Source organism: Paenibacillus lemnae (genome assembly GCF_012933385.1).
Taxonomy (GTDB): domain Bacteria; phylum Bacillota; class Bacilli; order Paenibacillales; family Paenibacillaceae; genus Paenibacillus_AQ; species Paenibacillus_AQ lemnae.
In genome coordinates this window covers 1-15,916 of sequence record NZ_JABBPN010000002.1, presented here as the reverse complement: position 1 = coordinate 15,916, position 15,916 = coordinate 1, and the positions used below count along the sequence as shown (strand labels likewise).

17 protein-coding genes and 2 pseudogenes are annotated in these 15,916 nt (G+C 49.1%); 11 read left to right on the top strand and 8 right to left on the bottom strand.

The window, feature by feature from the left end:
• Nucleotides 1-17: 17 nt before the first annotated feature.
• Nucleotides 18-1,379: a nucleotide sugar dehydrogenase gene (locus tag HII30_RS02120; protein ID WP_169503291.1), complete on the top strand. Its 1,362-nt coding sequence runs from the start codon at nt 18-20 to the stop codon at nt 1,377-1,379.
• A 3-nt stretch (nt 1,380-1,382) separates the two neighbouring features.
• On the top strand, nt 1,383-2,330 hold the full coding sequence (locus HII30_RS02115) for a hypothetical protein (RefSeq protein ID WP_246245957.1): 948 nt from the start codon (nt 1,383-1,385) through the stop codon (nt 2,328-2,330).
• Nucleotides 2,331-2,374: 44 nt separating this feature from the next.
• Here HII30_RS02115 and HII30_RS02110 read toward each other — a convergent pair whose 3' ends face one another.
• On the bottom strand, nt 2,375-2,767 hold the full coding sequence (locus HII30_RS02110) for a YhjD family protein (protein WP_169503290.1): 393 nt from the start codon (nt 2,765-2,767) through the stop codon (nt 2,375-2,377).
• Nucleotides 2,768-2,917: 150 nt separating this feature from the next.
• Between HII30_RS02110 and HII30_RS02105 the strand changes: the two genes are divergently transcribed.
• Nucleotides 2,918-3,415: a Crp/Fnr family transcriptional regulator gene (locus HII30_RS02105; RefSeq protein ID WP_211184388.1), complete on the top strand. Its 498-nt coding sequence runs from the start codon at nt 2,918-2,920 to the stop codon at nt 3,413-3,415.
• Here HII30_RS02105 and hmpA read toward each other — a convergent pair.
• On the bottom strand, nt 3,412-4,617 hold the full coding sequence (hmpA, locus tag HII30_RS02100) for an NO-inducible flavohemoprotein (RefSeq protein WP_169503289.1): 1,206 nt from the start codon (nt 4,615-4,617) through the stop codon (nt 3,412-3,414). The two genes, HII30_RS02105 and hmpA, sit on opposite strands and share 4 nt — an antisense overlap.
• A 458-nt stretch (nt 4,618-5,075) precedes the next feature.
• Between hmpA and HII30_RS02095 the strand changes: the two genes are divergently transcribed.
• Nucleotides 5,076-5,759 carry a YitT family protein gene (locus HII30_RS02095; protein ID WP_169503288.1) on the top strand — a complete coding sequence of 228 codons (684 nt, stop codon included), beginning with the start codon at nt 5,076-5,078 and terminating at the stop codon, nt 5,757-5,759.
• Nucleotides 5,760-5,841: 82 nt separating this feature from the next.
• Here HII30_RS02095 and HII30_RS02090 read toward each other — a convergent pair whose 3' ends face one another.
• From HII30_RS02090 to HII30_RS02080, 3 genes are all read right to left on the bottom strand, one after another.
• Complete coding sequence (locus tag HII30_RS02090; protein WP_169503287.1) at nt 5,842-6,033, bottom strand: DUF2188 domain-containing protein; 192 nt, start codon at nt 6,031-6,033, stop codon at nt 5,842-5,844.
• Nucleotides 6,034-6,052: 19 nt separating this feature from the next.
• Complete coding sequence (msrA, locus tag HII30_RS02085; RefSeq protein WP_169503286.1) at nt 6,053-7,021, bottom strand: peptide-methionine (S)-S-oxide reductase MsrA; 969 nt, start codon at nt 7,019-7,021, stop codon at nt 6,053-6,055.
• A gap of 98 nt (nt 7,022-7,119) precedes the next feature.
• The gene (locus HII30_RS02080) at nt 7,120-7,644 is read right to left on the bottom strand and encodes a VTT domain-containing protein (RefSeq protein ID WP_169503285.1); all 525 of its coding nucleotides are present in this window, start codon (nt 7,642-7,644) and stop codon (nt 7,120-7,122) included.
• A gap of 376 nt (nt 7,645-8,020) precedes the next feature.
• On the opposite strand from HII30_RS02080, the gene HII30_RS02075 reads away from it, so the two are divergent.
• Nucleotides 8,021-8,719: a TerC family protein gene (locus tag HII30_RS02075; protein ID WP_169503284.1), complete on the top strand. Its 699-nt coding sequence runs from the start codon at nt 8,021-8,023 to the stop codon at nt 8,717-8,719.
• Nucleotides 8,720-8,743: 24 nt separating this feature from the next.
• Nucleotides 8,744-9,058 (top strand): hypothetical protein, encoded by a 315-nt coding sequence (locus HII30_RS02070; RefSeq protein ID WP_169503283.1) that lies wholly within the window; start codon nt 8,744-8,746, stop codon nt 9,056-9,058.
• Nucleotides 9,059-9,123: 65 nt separating this feature from the next.
• Here the strand turns inward: HII30_RS02070 and HII30_RS02065 are convergent, their stop codons facing one another.
• Complete coding sequence (locus HII30_RS02065) at nt 9,124-9,948, bottom strand: AraC family transcriptional regulator (protein ID WP_169503282.1); 825 nt, start codon at nt 9,946-9,948, stop codon at nt 9,124-9,126.
• A gap of 137 nt (nt 9,949-10,085) precedes the next feature.
• Between HII30_RS02065 and HII30_RS02060 the strand changes: the two genes are divergently transcribed.
• From HII30_RS02060 to HII30_RS02040, 5 genes are all read left to right on the top strand, one after another.
• Nucleotides 10,086-11,189: a Gfo/Idh/MocA family protein gene (locus tag HII30_RS02060; RefSeq protein WP_169503281.1), complete on the top strand. Its 1,104-nt coding sequence runs from the start codon at nt 10,086-10,088 to the stop codon at nt 11,187-11,189.
• Between the two features lie 287 nt (nt 11,190-11,476).
• Nucleotides 11,477-12,445 carry a sugar phosphate isomerase/epimerase family protein gene (locus tag HII30_RS02055; protein WP_169503280.1) on the top strand — a complete coding sequence of 323 codons (969 nt, stop codon included), beginning with the start codon at nt 11,477-11,479 and terminating at the stop codon, nt 12,443-12,445.
• 45 nt (nt 12,446-12,490) lie between these two features.
• Nucleotides 12,491-13,219 carry a ThuA domain-containing protein gene (locus tag HII30_RS02050; RefSeq protein WP_169503279.1) on the top strand — a complete coding sequence of 243 codons (729 nt, stop codon included), beginning with the start codon at nt 12,491-12,493 and terminating at the stop codon, nt 13,217-13,219.
• A gap of 191 nt (nt 13,220-13,410) precedes the next feature.
• Entirely contained in the window at nt 13,411-13,740 is a 330-nt protein-coding gene (locus HII30_RS02045; RefSeq protein WP_169503278.1) for a winged helix-turn-helix transcriptional regulator, read from the top strand.
• A 167-nt stretch (nt 13,741-13,907) separates the two neighbouring features.
• Nucleotides 13,908-14,639, top strand: coding sequence for a hypothetical protein (locus tag HII30_RS02040; RefSeq protein WP_169503277.1), 732 nt, complete (start codon nt 13,908-13,910; stop codon nt 14,637-14,639).
• Between the two features lie 147 nt (nt 14,640-14,786).
• On the opposite strand, the pseudogene HII30_RS02035 reads toward HII30_RS02040, so the two are convergent.
• Both HII30_RS02035 and HII30_RS02030 read right to left on the bottom strand, forming a co-directional pair.
• Nucleotides 14,787-14,933, bottom strand: a pseudogene (locus HII30_RS02035) (IS30 family transposase); the annotation flags it as partial.
• Nucleotides 14,934-15,068: 135 nt separating this feature from the next.
• A pseudogene (locus HII30_RS02030) lies at nt 15,069-15,916 on the bottom strand (IS30 family transposase); the annotation flags it as partial.

Here is a 15,916-nt window from a genome sequence, read left to right as displayed (position 1 = left end):
TAACGGAGGTAGATGACATGAACCACGAATACGAAACACTGTTGCATGCAATCGAAGAGAAGAAAGCAGTATTGGGGGTTGTTGGACTTGGCTACGTTGGCCTTCCCCTGGCTGTGGAAATGGTAAAACAGGGTTTCACCGTGGTTGGCATCGATCTGGATTCTGACAAAATCGAACGTATTTACCGCGGAGAATCCTATATCTCCGATATCTCAGACGAAGAACTGGCAAGCTGCATTGCAACAGGGCGGTTTAAGCCGACAACAGACTACAGCATGATCGCCGTGATCGATGCCATCAGCATCTGTGTTCCAACACCGCTGAGTGAAAATCAGGATCCGGATACGTCCTTTATTACGATGGTCGTGGATCAGGTCAAACGTTTCATGAAACCGCGTCTCTTGATTACATTGGAAAGCACTACGTATCCAGGTACGACAGAAGAACTGATTCAGGCCGAAATCGAGAAGCTTGGTTATACGGCCGGCAAGGATTTCTTCCTGTGCTTCTCTCCTGAGCGCGTGGATCCGTCGAACGTCCGCTATAACACCCGTAATACACCGAAGGTCATTGGCGGTACCACGGAGGCTTGCCTCAATCTGGGTGAGGCGCTGTATAAACAGTATGTCGATAATGTAGTTCCGGTCAGCTCACCGAAGGTTGCAGAGATGTCCAAGCTGCTGGAGAACACATTCCGGAGTGTAAACATTGCTTTTGTCAACGAGATGGCCATGATGTGTGACCGCATGGGCATTGACGTCTGGGAGGTAATCGATGCCGCAGCCACGAAACCATTCGGGTTTATGCCGTTTTATCCAGGCCCTGGCATTGGCGGGCACTGCATCCCGCTGGATCCGATGTATCTGTCCTGGAAAGCGAAGGGTTTCCGCTTCTACAGCAAATTTATTGAGCTGGCCCAGTCTACTAATGACAACATGCCTTACTACGTCATTAACAAAACAGCCACGATCCTGAATGAATATGCTAAATCGATTAAACGTTCCAACATTCTCATCCTGGGCATGTCGTACAAGCCGGATATCAGTGATCTGCGCGAATCTCCGGGACTAGAAATCTATGATCTGTACAAGGAAAACGGAGCAAATATAAGCTATTATGATCCTCATGCCCACAGTTTTATGGACAAGCAGGGGGAGACCGTTCATAGTGTGAAATACGATCTGACCCAGTTCAGTCAATATGACTGCATGGTGCTGGTCACGAACCACAGCTCTCTGGACTACAGCGGGATCGCATCCCTGGGCGTACCGATTCTGGATACACGTAATGCCTTCCGTTCGTTTGCAGAGCCGCATATTTACAAGATCGGTCATTCTGTACAGCATGTGAAGGAGCCTGGAGAGGCTGTCCTGGTATAACCATTGCTGCGCATCATTAGAAATACATCATGGAAAATTCGATGGATGATCGGAGCAGTGGTCATTCTTGCGATCCTGGGACTTGTCTGGTCACTGTCCCCCAAATCCGTGAAACAGGATAAGGCAACCTGGCTCTGGGATGCCGGAATTATCAAGAACGACCCTGAAGATATTGTGGCATTCAGCAGGAAAGAAGGGGTTACCACTATTTTTCTGCAAATCCAGTCGGAAGTTCGGGAAGAGGATTACCGCCGTTTTAACGCTTTGGCACATCAGGCTGGCATTCAGGTGCATGCGCTGGACGGTCAGCCGGAATGGGCCTACATTGAACATCAGGACAAAGGTGTAAGGATCTTGTCCTGGGTTGAGCAGTACAATGCTGCAGCGGCACCTGATGAGCAGTTCCAGGGTCTCCAGCTTGATGTGGAGCCTTATGTGCTGAAGAGATGGGAACGGGAAGAACAGCAGGTAGTTACGGAGTGGAGCGAGAACATGGAAATCTGGAGTCAGGAGGCGGACAGACAGGAACTGCACTTCAGCGCTGCTGTGCCTTTCTGGCTGGACAACGTTCCATCACCGGACGGCTCCCGCAATTTCGGCTATTGGATACAGGAGCGGACCGATTCGGTAGCTGTTATGTCTTACCGGGATGACGGCGAGCAGATGTATGAGCTGGCCCGGCAGGAGCTGGAGCAGGCCGATGAGCTGGGAACGTCCGTATGGATCGGAATGGAGTTGGCGGACACAGAGGAAGGGGAGCATTTGACGTTTTACGGCAAAAGTCAGTCCCAAGTGAATGAGGAAGCCCTTCGGGCCGCATCACTGGGAACAGGCCATTCCTCATTTGCCGGTCTGGCTGTGCATCACTATGAAGCTTGGCATCATAAAATGAATGTTCTGGATGACAAGCAGGGGCAGTCTAACGATAAACCTGTTAAGGAACATTCCTGAATTTCTTGAAACAGCAGTGCCCTGGGGTACTGCTGTTTTTCATGTTAAAATTTCAGGGATAGGGAAGGTGCAGCATGTGTTTCCCGGATAGAACATAGCAGACCTCTGCGGACTTCTTCCCAATTCACAGTCTGATGTCTGTGATAGCCGCGGCATTGGAAGGAGATCAGGATACCCTCCGGTACACGTTCTTGTTTCAGGATACGGATTCCATGGACACGCAAATGCTGACGAACCGTCCAGAGCTGGTCACGTGTTTCTTTCTCGATCCCGGCAAGATCCAGAAGATACAGTCGTGACATATGAAGAGACAGAGGCGGCAGGATCTCCATGTTTCGTTTCAGGATATGCTGTATGATCATGAACACCACATGAGAGGTGATCAGCTGTTCATCCTCATCAGAAGGGGGCGGGGGCGTCAAACGGCGCATACTCATCATGTCACTTCCTTACAGTATAAAAACATATGTTCTTATATTTACCCATCTTAACGGAAGATGATACCGGCTGACAAGCAGGAAATGAAGGAAGTTATGCTGTGTACATTGTTTCTTATATATCATGAAGGTAAAGGGAGGGAAGTACTGTTGATACTGCATAAGGGAGAGGTTTTGTTCCGTCAGGGAGACCGAGGAGAGTTTTTGTATCATATCCGCAGCGGTTTGTTCAAGGTGACCAGGCTGCATAAGAACGGCAATGTCGTGCTGTTCAATATTTTATACTCCGGGGAAATTGTTCCCCACCATTCCTTAATCAGCCCTAAGGAAATACATGGGACGGCAACCGCTGTCATCCGTAGCGAGGTCGAGCGGATCCCTGCCGGGGAATGGTACCGCCAGTTGAAGGAGGATCCGGATAAACCACTGGAAGTGGCTGCGCTGCTTCAGGAAAAGGTGCGTTTTATGCAGCAGCGGCTCGACCACCTTACCGTTGGTACGCCGGTCGAGCGACTGAGACTGCTTATGAGCTGGCTGGATGATTATTCACAAGGCATGCCGTTAACAGAGATGCTGAATCAGGAAGAAATCGGTCAGCTGATTGGCGTCCGCCGTGAAACCGTCAACCGTCTGCTCCGGGAAATTTAAGCTTCCAGGGAACCGGCCGGCCCGAAAAACTCGTAGCGGATCCGTGGGTCAGTGACGCCAAGCTGCTTCAAAGACCGATACACGGAAGCCATAAAGGGCTGTGGCCCGCAAAAATAAAAATCGGAGTTAGGATTCGTATGATGCTGCAGAAAGTCCGTGTTGATATAGCCGGACTGGTCACAAATCTCGTCAGCCTGAGGGGACTCATAGATGAAGTAGGAAGACAGCTGCGCGTGCTTTGCTGTCAAGTCTTGGATATGTTCCTTCATGGCATGATGACGGCCGTTTACAGCGGCATGGATGTAGGTCACAGAACGAGCTGGCTGGCGGTTCAGGGCGGTTTCAAGCATGCTGACCATCGGAGTCAGGCCGACGCCTCCGCTGATGAGAACAAGCGGAGCATCAGAGGAACCATCCAGCACAAATGACCCGGCGGGTGCGCTGACCTCTATCACGGTGCCAGGTACAGCGTTGTCGTGCAGCCATGTGGAAATGGTCCCGGCCGGTCTGCCCGATGCGGCATCTTCTCGCTTGACACTGATTTTATAATAGGGATTTCCAGGAGCCGCTGAAAGGCTATAATGCCGAAGCTGCTTGTAATCCTGGCCGTCAGGCTGCACGCGCAGGGTAATATACTGTCCCGGCTCATAGGAAGCGATCGGAAGGCCGTCTTCCGGAATTAAATAAAAGGAAGTAATTACACAGCTCTCCTCCACCTTACGTTCAATGACAAAGCGCCGGAAACCTTCCCAGCCGCCAGGCGCAGCTTCGGCGGCAGCATATTGTTCTTTTTCCACATTGATAAACACGTCTGCAATGACTCCGTAAGCTTCTGCCCAGGCCTCCAAAATTTCAGGGGATGCCGCATCGCCCAGCACTTCTTTCATCGCATCCAGCAAAGTTTGGCCGACAACAGGATAGTGCTCAGGCCGGACCTGAAGAGCACGGTGCTTCTGCGCGATCTGTTTCACGACCGGAAGAATATTTTCCAGATGATCGATATGCACGGCTGCTGCATAAACGGCATTGGCCAAGGCATTCTGCTGTTTGCCCTGACGCTGATTGGCATGGTTAAAGATGTTCAAGAGCTCGGGGTGCTGCTGGAAAAGCCTGCGGTAAAATATTTGGGTAATCTCGGCACCATGAGTTTCCAGCACTGGTATGGTATTTTTAATCAAATGAATGGTTTGTTGTTTTAACATGAATTTCAACCCTCTCTGGATCAGGATAGATAAGCGTTTAATCCTTGCACTATCAGTATAATGAGGGCTGAAGAGGGAAATTGTGATTTGCGTCACAGGGAATATTTCAGGTTTGTGAACATACAGTGATAATAGAGGAGGTTTGATTTACAAATTATTCCATTCTGTTTAGTTAACAAGGTAAGTGTGTTATAATATATCATAAGTACCATCTAAGATAGAAAGGATCAGGATACCATGTGTCCCCGAAGGACGAATCCCCAAAGGACGATTTGGAAACGTTATGATCTCTCATACACATAGCGCCTTTCGTAGAGCAGTGTCATCATGTCACAAGACATAGACCGTCTCATACGAAAGGAAGGAAGCTTGAATGCGAAGGATGATCTCCTCCGGGCTGCCTGACGTAGAGATTGGGTCTGTGTTTGACCCATTCACTACGATTAGAGGGAGCCTGTATGAGGACAAAACAAGATATTATTTCAGTGATTATTACCATGTCAGCTATGATGTTCGGAACGTTTTTGCTTGCCTTCACCTATTACCATATTAACTTTCAGAACCATTTATCTGAGGGTGGATTTGTAGGTCTGGCGCTGCTGGGCAAATATATGTGGGATATTCCACCCGCATTAAGTATGATTCTGCTGGATATTCCGATATTGATCATTGCCTTGTTTGTCAAAGGCCGTAAATTCATTATCAATACAATGATTTCTGCGGGAATGTTTACGGTATTCTATGCGATGATGGAACGTTATTCATCTCTGGTGATCGATCTGAGCGACAATCTGCTTGCTGCAGCTGTCATATCGGGTCTGGCAACCGGATTCGGTGCCGGAATTGTACTGCGGTACGGCGGGGCTACAGGCGGAGACGATGCGATTTCAGTCTTGATCAGTGAATGGAGCGGACTCAAGGTAGGTACGGTATTCTTCCTGATGGATGCTGTGGTGCTGCTGCTGTCACTGTTTTATCTTCCGATGGCTGAAACCCTGTATACCATTCTTGCGGTTTCCATCGCCGGCCAAGTTATTACGCTGACGACGAGCTTCCGAATTGAGAAGAAACCTGTTACGCTGCCGCGCAGCCGGACACCCCGAGCTGCACAGCCTTCTGCCGTGAAAGGGCAGACCTTATAAAATACGAGAAGCTCGCCCGGGTCAGGGCGAGCTTCTTTATTATGGCGGAACAAGAAATCATAGGGAACACCCGTCTGCAGTGTTATGACTTATCATCTTCGTCCTTGGGGTGGTTTTCAGCCCATTCCTCGGCTTTGGCTGTCGCAATGGCAATCGCGCGGCCTTCTTCACTGCCTTCATCCAGCAGTGCGTTGGCGATTTCAACGGCTTTATTCCGAACACGGGGCTCAAGATTTTTCATAGATGCAGGGTAGTCATTTTTAGTCCAAGGCATAAGTGTTCCTCCTCTGATTTTATTTAAACAGCTGTAGGAATTCTCCGTAACCTTCCTGCTCCATATCTTCTTTTGGAACGAACCGGAGCGAGGCGGAGTTAATACAGTAGCGAAGTCCTTCCGGACCGGGGCCGTCATCGAACACATGTCCCAGATGAGAGTCGCCTTGTTTGCTTCGAACCTCCGTCCGGATCATCATGTGAGTGAGATCGGTCTTCTCTTTAATATGATATTCCCGGATGGGACGCGTAAAGCTCGGCCAGCCGCAGCCGGCATCATACTTGTCCAGGGAGCTGAACAGAGGTTCACCCGAGACGATGTCCACATAAATGCCTTCACCATGATGATCCCAGAATTCATTCTGGAAAGGAGGCTCGGTAGCGCTGTTCTGGGTGACTTCATATTGAATAGGAGTCAGGCGGCTGCGGAGCTCGGTTTTGTCTACTTTAGCAGACCAGTTTTTCTCGATAAAGTCTTCGCGTCCTGAGCCTTTGCGATAACGTTTGTAGTGGCCCGGATTTTTCTTGTAATAGCCCTGATGGTACTCCTCAGCTTCATAGAAAGGCGCAGCCGGCAGAATTTCGGTCACAATCGGCTGATCAAACCGTCCGCTGGCGGCAAGTTCCTGCTTGGACTTCTCGGCCAGCTGCCGCTGCTGTTCGGAATGATAAAAGATTGCAGTACGGTATGAATCGCCGCGGTCATGGAATTGGCCGCCCGGATCAGTCGGATCAATCTGCTGCCAGAAAAGTGTCAGCAGTTTTTCATATGGGAAAATGTCCGGCTGAAATGTAATCTGTACGGCTTCGTAATGGCCGGTAGTATCCGAGCAGACTTCTTCATACGTCGGATTTTGTGTATGTCCGCCGGTATATCCTGAGACGATCTTTTCAATACCGGGCATTTCATCAAACGGAGACACCATGCACCAGAAGCATCCGCCTGCAAAGGTCGCCAGTTCTGTGGTGTAAGGTTGTGATTGATTCATGTTATCCCTCCATCATCGGGGTATAGTATATGCATATCTACTATTATAGTTTATTTTACCCCGCAGACCAAAAAAGCAACAGAATGTCCGGTTTTGTTTCAAAGGAACTTCCCGGCGAATGCGCTGCCCAGATAGGCATACAGAAAGAGGGACGGAATTTTGCCCAGGCCCGTTGCAGCGAAGTAGAGCCAGAAAGGCATAGAGGTCACGCCGGCATAAATATTGATACCCATTTGGGGGATGACAGGAATCATGCGGGCAAGCAGGATGGTGATGAAGGGATGGCGTTCCGCTTTTTTTGAAAAAGAGTCCAGAATTCGGTAACGCGCAAGCAGACGTCTGCCAGGCTCTTTGTACAGGGATGCTGCTGCATATACAATTACGGCCGCAGCTGTAGTACCGAACCAGGCGGCTGCTGCGCCGCCTGTTCCGCCGTAAACATAACCCAGCACCGCGATGACTGCTTTGTAAGGCACAATGGGAAACACCGCGAATAAAGTGCTCAAGGCCAAGACGGGCAGAAGTGAGGTGTCCTGCTCCAGCCAGTTAAAGATTTCAATTCGATAGTAGTACATCAAGCACAATATGGTGAGGTATAGGATCGGAGTCAGCCATGTTTTCATGTATAAACCCTTTCGAGATGTTCTGCGACGCAGATCTATCATAACAAAAAAATGAAAGTTTGATGGGGGTAAAAATGTTTAGCCACCCGGAGCACCATGTGATATAATGTGTCCAATCGAATAGTTCCCAAAGGGGAGTAGCTATAACGCTGTAAGGTCGTCATTACGGGATTATGATCCAGTCCCCGGCTTTACGGGCAGCATCATGCTGCTAGCGAGACCTTTGCCTGGTACTTTTATGAGGTAAAGGTCTTTTTATATGATTATAAAAAGTGCGCCGTTTACCTTGTTTAAGGTGGCGGCGTTTTTCATTGATTCATGGAACGCCGGGACAAATGAGAATATATCAGATTAACGAAAGAAGGCGGAAGAAAGCATGGATTTTATGTCACCGGACTTTTGGGCAGCGCTGCTGTCCATTATTGTCATTGACCTGGTTCTTGCAGGAGACAATGCGATCGTCATTGGTTTGGCGGCCCGTAATGTGCAGAAAGAAGATCAGAAGAAAGTTATATTGTGGGGGACCGTAGGGGCCATTATTATTCGTGTTGTAGCGACACTGCTGGTCGTGAAGCTGCTGATGATTCCGGGGCTCCGGCTGATCGGCGGGCTGGCCCTGCTGTGGATCGCTTACAAACTGCTGGTTGATAACAAAGATCATGAAATATCTGCCGGCAGCCAGATGTGGGCGGCAATCCGCACGATCATCATTGCCGACGCCATGATGGGACTTGATAATGTACTGGCTGTAGCCGGTGCAGCGGGAGAGGATTTCGCGCTTGTCGTGATCGGCCTGGCCATCTCTGTGCCGATTATGGTGTGGGGAAGTACGGTGATTCTGAAGCTGACCGACCGTTTTCCGATCGTTATTACATTTGGTGCCGCTATTCTGGCCTGGACCGCGACCAAGATGCTGGTGGATGAGCCGCTAATTCATGACTGGTTCGCCAACTCAATCGTGAAATACGGTTTTGAAATCATTGTGGTTATCGCCATTATCGGTTTTGGCACATGGATGAAGAAGAAGATCGAAGAGCAGGCCAAGCGCAATCCCGTTCACATAAAAATGCAATAATACATGATGAGGAGGAGGATTGCCATGTCATCTTCGGACAAATCGATGGAAGAGCAGATCGTGGAAAGCTACAGGCAGGATGAAGATATGATGATTCTCGTTTTTGCCCAGTGGTGTGTCAACGAAGGTCTGAGCCCTGCAGATTTGTATATGGAGGCTTACCCGGATCAGTCCGCCAATGAACGGCTGAACCGTGTACTGGAACTGACCGTACCGAAGGAGGAAGCGGGGGACATCCCGGATACGACGGTACTCGGCGTGCTTTCTCTGTTCGGCAATGATGATCTGGGCGCAGTCGTGGCCGAAGCCATTACTCGCCGGGATCACAATCGTACATGAATTACAATAATGAGGGCATTCTCACGGTTTTCAATACCGGGAATGCCCTCATTTTTGTCTATACATCAGTTCAGTTCAGATGTTCGGCTCTGTGCACGGAACTGTTTAGGAGAAACACCGAATCGGGAACGGAAAACCCGGTGAAAATAGGTGTAGCTTGCAAATCCGGAGGTTTCCGCCACATCCTCCAGTGACATCGGGCTGAAGATGATTCGTTCCCTGGCCATATCCAAGCGGACGTCCAATGTGTATTGCATGATACTTGTCCCGAACGTTTCTTTAAACAAGTGAACGGCCCGGGATACGCTGATACCGACATGTGATGCGACATCGTCCAGCTTGAACAGGGAGGAGGCGTTCTCTTCAATATAATATTTCATACGGTGAGCAAGATATGCCTTGGGAGTTGTGGAGGGCTGCTCTGACAGAAGCCGGTCAATCTCCAGGCACAAAATACGCAGCGTGTACTCCGAAATTTCCGGATACGTATGAGTTAACCTTCTCTTTTCCAATACCAGCTGCCGGAACAGCCCTAAATAACGATCATCCAGCGGCACACGCATTCGGGTTGGACGTTTCTGGGAATTCCACCACTCATCCACCCAGCGGCCACGAAAAAAAATATTATAATCACCGCTTTCCACCATGCTCTCACCTTGAGCATTCACTTCATCCTCGATCTTGAGCTCATAAGGCCTTCCGGGATTAAATAAGAGCAGATCACCGGGACCGATCAATGAAAGCTTTCCGTCAATCACTGCACGGCAGCGGCCATCCGTTTGAAGGCGAAGCAGATAGTGGTCAAATCCGTTCGGCTTGGCCATGATAAAAGGCTTTCGATGAAACGAGAAATTGGCGGAGAGCACGCGGCTGTTCAAAGTCTCCTGCATAGGAAAGTCCCCTTTTGAATTAAGGAAAATAATGACCAGATAGTTCATGTTTTGATCATATACTTCATTTTAAATGAAAATGATTCGGAATACCATGTAACTAGAATAACGAGCATATGTCTCAAGGAGTGACACCCATGCAGAAAATGAAAACGGGAATTATCGGATGTGGAAACATTAGCGGTATTTACTTTCAGAATCTGAAAGACAGCCAATGGGTTGAAGTTGTGGCCTGTGCGGATCTGGTGCCGGAACGTGCTAAAGAGCGCGCCGATGAGTATAACATCCCTTATGTTTATACAGTTGAAGAACTTCTGGCCAGCCCGGAAATTGAACTGGTCATTAATTTAACCATCCCGGCTAGTCATGCCAATGTCGATATCGCCGCCCTGGAGGCTGGCAAGCACGTATATAGTGAGAAGCCGCTGGCGATTACCTTGGAAGAGGGAAGTCAGGTATTGACGGTAGCGGACAGAAGAGGGCTGCGCGCCGGATGTGCGCCGGATACTTTTCTGGGATCTGCGGTACAAACCGCTAAACAGGCGATACATCAAGGCCTGATTGGCCGTCCTATTGCTGCCACCGCGTTCAATATGGGTAAAGGTCCGGAATCATGGCACCATAATCCGGACTTCTTTTATGCTGCCGGCGGCGGACCGATGATGGATATGGGTCCGTATTACATCTCGGCGCTGGTGGAATTGTTAGGACCTGCCCGCAGAGTCAGCGCCTCCGCCAATATTCAAATCCCGGACCGTAATGTTGGTTCCGGACCAAACAGCGGGAAGCCGATTACGGTTCAGACGCCCACTCATTTGGCAGGTACGGTTGATTTTGAAAACGGTGCAATTGTCAGCATGATCACGAGCTTTGATATTTTTGGCGGGTCTGAACTGCCGTGGATTGAGATTTATGGGACGCAGGGAACTTTAAGTTTGTCGGATCCGAACTATTTCAACGGTGACGTCAAAATCCGTGCTCACGGATCTCAGGAGTGGAAGACCCTTGATCCGGTATTCGAGTGCGGCAAGAACGAACGAGGACTGGGTGTGAATGATATGGCAGAGGCCATATCTGAAAATCGCGATCATCGCGCGAGTGCCCGGATGGCGTACCATGTCCTGGAGATTATGCAATCATTTCAGCAGTCTTCGCTCGAAGGGCGCCATATTGTTCTGCAGAGCACGTACCGTTTCGGTCAGCTTCCCGCACCTAAACTTGCTGAGTCCGTTAAAAATTAAGGTTACAGCCTAATTTGGGGTTGAAGCCTGTGTATATGGTTTTATTACTATGGAGAACGATGCTACAATTATAAAGAAGCGGTTTAGTTTCGCTGTCGGATTGTCACGGAAGTAGGATAGCTGCGTGCGGAAGTTCATTTCCTCGCATGATGTGGTGAAGCAATGGTGACACTGTACGTAAGTAGTTATCGGGCCGGATAATGTGATGTAGTGTTAGAGACTCAGGCAACATGAAGCAATTGTCATATCACTTTGTACTTACCAAACAACGAATCAGGAGGGTTTCTATGAAACTGGGAGTATTTATGGTGCTGCTTGGCGGCCGTAAACTGGAGGATGCACTGGATTATGTAGCTTCAAAAGGATTGAAAGCTGTGGAGATCGGAACCGGAGGCTATCCGGGTAATGCACACTGTAATCCGGCGGAACTGCTGGAGAATGAAACGGCATTGAACAACTTCAAGAATGCTGTGGAATCCCGCGGACTGATGATCAGTGCATTGAGCTGTCACGGTAACCCGCTTCATCCTCAGAAACAGATCGCTAAAGAATTCCATGATGCATATGTGAAGACGGTAGAGCTTGCACAAAAACTCGAAGTACCGGTTGTTAACACATTTTCAGGGTGTCCGGGCGATCATGAAGATGCCAAATATCCGAACTGGCCTGTTGCTCCGTGGCCTAATGATTATAAAGAAATTTTGGATTGGCAGTGGGAAAACAAAGTCATTCCGTACTGGACGGAATGGGGAAAGTTTGCGGCTGACCATAACGTAAAAGTCGGTCTTGAGCTGCATGGCGGTTTCTCTGTTCACACACCGGCAACACTGCTTCGTCTTCGTGAAGCGGCAGGGGAAGTCATTGGCGCCAATCTGGATCCGAGCCATATGTGGTGGCAGGGAATTGATCCGGTTCAGGCGATTCATATTCTGGGCCGTGAAGGAGCTATTCATCACTTCCACGCCAAAGATACGACCATTGATCCTGTGAACGTGAATAAGCACGGTGTTACAGATATGCAGTCTTATGCAAACATGATGGACCGCGCATGGCAGTTCCGCAGTGTGGGCTACGGTCATGATGTCAAAGAGTGGGCTGATATGATGAGTGCACTGCGTCTGGTTGGATATGATTATGTTGTAAGTATTGAACATGAAGACGGTTTGATGTCCGTAGAAGAAGGTTTCTCCAAAGCGGTATCAAACTTGCAGCAGGTATTGATTGAAGAGCCGCTGGGTGAGATGTGGTGGGTCTAACCGCTGAACAGGCGGATTTGCAATAATTAGGGGGATTCAGCAATTATGCTTAATGTAACCATTTGGAATGAATTCGTTCATGAGAAGATACATGACGAAGTGAAGGCTGTGTATCCAGAAGGCATTCATAAGGCGCTTGCAGACGGACTGCAAAGTCCGGAATTTCATATTCGAACAGCGACATTGGATGAACAGGAACATGGTTTAACGGATGCCGTACTGAACCTGACCGATGTCCTGCTGTGGTGGGGGCATATGGCTCATGACCGTGTCGATGATGCGGTCGTCAGCAAGGTTGTGAAACGGGTTCAGGAAGGCATGGGTCTGATCGTTCTGCACTCGGGACACTTCTCCAAACCATTCAAAGCGTTAATGGGTACCAGCTGTGATCTGAAATGGCGTGAGGTCGGAGAGCAGGAAATTTTGTGGTCTGTGAATCCTTCCCACCCAATATGCTCTGGTGTGAACAGCCAGATTGTTTTGGATCATGAAGAGATGTATGGTGAGTTTTTCGACATTCCGACACCCGATGAGCTGATCTTCGTCAGCAACTTCGAAGGCGGGGAAGTATTCCGCAGCGGATGTACTTTCAAACGCGGTCAAGGAAACATTTTTTACTTCCGTCCGGGTCATGAAACATATCCGACATACTACAATCCGGAAATACTGAAAGTGATCTCGAACGGGATTCACTGGGCAGCGACGAATGCCTATGCAGCAAAGCCTGTATTCGGCAACAGTCAGCCTCTCCGTTCGTTGGAAGTGCTTGTGTAATATCTTAGTAAGCAATAATACGGCTGCCTTCAAGGCAGCCGTATTTGTGTAATAAAGAATAAGAGCAGCTATAAGGATGTCAAAAAAAAGAAGTAAAGGTTTTCAGTTGTATGAAAGTGTGGTACTATATATTTACTAACTAAATGTAAGCATTGATCATGCTGCGATGCTCTGTGAAGAGGTGAAAGCATATGGAAGCTGCAAAAACCGGGTTGTGTCCCTATTTTGAAACGGCTTTTGCACTGTTGGGCAAACGCTGGAACGGACTGATTATTCAATCCCTTATGAGCGGACCGAAACGATTCAAGGATATTTCAAATCTCATTCCGTCGATGAGTGATAAAATGTTGTCAGAACGAATGAAGGATCTGGAGAGCGAAGGGATTTTAGTAAGGCATGTGTATCCGGAAACGCCTGTGCGAATCGAATACGAGCTGACTGATAAAGGTAGAGCACTGCAGCCTGTAATGAATGAGGTTTCGGCATGGGCAGGGCAGTGGGTCAAGATCAAATGTGAATAAAAGAAACGGCTGGGTCCTGAATTACATATGATGTAATTTCAGGGCCTTTGCTGTACCGGGAATGTTAGCGAAGGCAGTAAGTTTAAGGCAGACATGCACCTTCATGAGAGGCTTGAATACAATAAATAATCATCAGCCCTGTAACAGGGTGGAGGAGGCGAACTAACGTGGACAAGAAGGTGAGCGTTCCTCACATTCAGTACGAACAAAAAGAAGCGGCTGAGCTGGAAAAAGCATCGGTGCTCATTCAGCATATTTTTGACAAAACCATGCATCTGCTCAATACCTTTATGCCGGAATCCATGTGGACTTCGCTGACAGGTCTAAAACGATGCGCTGGCGTCATTGATGATAACTTGAAACTGGAGAGACAAATGATCTTCCAAAAGTGGATCAAGGGTCCAAATGGCTGGAAATGTGTAGGTATGGAACTCTCTATGCCGTCAGATGAACCTCCGTCTCCGTTGAACATGTTGTCCTTTCATAACAGCAGCCAGCCTCCGGGACTGGAGCCGGTGACAGCAGGGAGAATGCTGCAGATGATTATCTGGTCCCAGTTTGAGAAGATAACACTGCTTCATCCGTTTCTTGGCGGAGAGCCCTTCTTTACAAATGAGGAGATGGAGACGGTTTCGACCTATCTGGTGCCTACATATTTAAGTCCGCACCCTTTGAAGGAGCTGGGGAAGGAATTCAAGATCAAGCATCTGGCCTCCGGCATCCCTCTCTATCAAGAGAAGATCCCAGCACCTCCCCTTGTCATGGATGCCGAAAACGGCAGATTATCTGGCGTGTGGATGACGGGCGTTCATGTAAATGAAGGCGGATTTGCAGGATTGCGTCCATATTTGAAAGTGCCAAAAGGTGAACGAACGTATATGAAGGCCCAGATCGTGTAGTTTGAGAGTTACCTTTATAAATGCTGCGATGGCAAGTGTTCTTACGACCGCTATTGCATCCAAAATACTTGGAATTTTCCAAAATATGAAGACATGGTGTAATCAGGGAATAATCCCCCGCCATGTTTTTTTTGTTGTGACAGATTGTCAAGCTAAGCGCGACACCTCGTCCATGAACGATTGGTGAGAAGACTTCCAGCCGAGGCATTTCCTAGGGCGGTTGTTGATGAGATGGAGGGCATGAGCCAGTTCTTCATCGGTAACCGTTGCAAAATCATGTCCCTTCGGGAAGAATTCCCGAAGAAGTCCGTTGCTGTTTTCATTGGAGCCACGTTGCCACGACGAGTAGCCGTTTGAAAGGTCCCCAACGGGTACTGACCGGCTACAACGCCAAAAGCGATCTCCATGGAATGCGCTGTACGGTCCGGCATCTTTAACCGTTGCAAAATCATGTCCCTTCGGGAAGAATTCCCGAAGAAGTCCGTTGCTGTTTTCATTGGAGCCACGTTGCCACGACGAGTAAGGATCGGCGAAGTAGACATCCACGCCATGAAAAGTTTCCAGTTGCTTGTAGCAAGCGAACTCTTTCCCACGGTCTGTCGTAGCCGTTTGAAAGGTCCCCAACGGGTACTGACCGGCTACAACGCCAAAAGCGATCTCCATGGAATGCGCTGTACGGTCCGGCATCTTAACAGCAACATAGAGCCTTGTCTTACGCTCGACGAACGTTGCGGCACAGGCGCGGCTGTTCCCACGGCTCGATACCACGGTGTCGAGTTCCCAGTGACCAAACGACTCACGCTTGCGGATCTCTTTGGGTCGCTGGCTAATCGGATTCCCTACGAGAAAGCGTCCGCGTGTCTCCATGGGCCTACGACGCTTCCCTTTGTGCCGCAATACCTTTACTTCACCGGCGGCAATGTGGTCGGCATACAACCATCGATAGATCGTCTTGAAGCAAACGAAGGGCTTTCCGCTCATGCGGCGCTCTTCGGCGATTTGCTCCGGGGACCAGGTTAGCGCAAGCTTTGCTTCGAGCTCTTGAGCCAGCTCCGAAGTCAGCTTTCCCGCAGGTTTACAAGACAACCGGCGTTCCATGTAAGCCGTTTGGGCCTGCTCCGCCCTATACGTTCCATCTGCGCCTCCACGTATCCGTTCTCTCGCGATGGCAGAATGATGCCGGCCCAACTCTTTTCCGATGGCACGGTTCGACCATCCCAACCGTAACAATAGTTCTAGTTGGCTGCGTTCGTTTATGCTAAGATGAGTGTAACTCA

Coding starts and splice junctions, on each gene's coding strand:
- HII30_RS02120 (WP_169503291.1), top strand. CDS start 18: ATGAACCACGAATACGAAACACTGTTGCATGCAATCGAAGAGAAGAAA.
- msrA (WP_169503286.1), bottom strand. CDS start 7,021: ATGAATCAATCACAACCTTACACCACAGAACTGGCGACCTTTGCAGGC.
- HII30_RS02070 (WP_169503283.1), top strand. CDS start 8,744: ATGTCATCTTCGGACAAATCGATGGAAGAGCAGATCGTGGAAAGCTAC.
- HII30_RS02050 (WP_169503279.1), top strand. CDS start 12,491: ATGCTTAATGTAACCATTTGGAATGAATTCGTTCATGAGAAGATACAT.
- HII30_RS02090 (WP_169503287.1), bottom strand. CDS start 6,033: ATGCCTTGGACTAAAAATGACTACCCTGCATCTATGAAAAATCTTGAG.
- HII30_RS02065 (WP_169503282.1), bottom strand. CDS start 9,948: ATGCAGGAGACTTTGAACAGCCGCGTGCTCTCCGCCAATTTCTCGTTT.
- HII30_RS02060 (WP_169503281.1), top strand. CDS start 10,086: ATGCAGAAAATGAAAACGGGAATTATCGGATGTGGAAACATTAGCGGT.
- hmpA (WP_169503289.1), bottom strand. CDS start 4,617: ATGTTAAAACAACAAACCATTCATTTGATTAAAAATACCATACCAGTG.
- HII30_RS02110 (WP_169503290.1), bottom strand. CDS start 2,767: ATGAGTATGCGCCGTTTGACGCCCCCGCCCCCTTCTGATGAGGATGAA.
- HII30_RS02080 (WP_169503285.1), bottom strand. CDS start 7,644: ATGAAAACATGGCTGACTCCGATCCTATACCTCACCATATTGTGCTTG.
- HII30_RS02045 (WP_169503278.1), top strand. CDS start 13,411: ATGGAAGCTGCAAAAACCGGGTTGTGTCCCTATTTTGAAACGGCTTTT.
- HII30_RS02075 (WP_169503284.1), top strand. CDS start 8,021: ATGGATTTTATGTCACCGGACTTTTGGGCAGCGCTGCTGTCCATTATT.
- HII30_RS02095 (WP_169503288.1), top strand. CDS start 5,076: ATGAGGACAAAACAAGATATTATTTCAGTGATTATTACCATGTCAGCT.
- HII30_RS02055 (WP_169503280.1), top strand. CDS start 11,477: ATGAAACTGGGAGTATTTATGGTGCTGCTTGGCGGCCGTAAACTGGAG.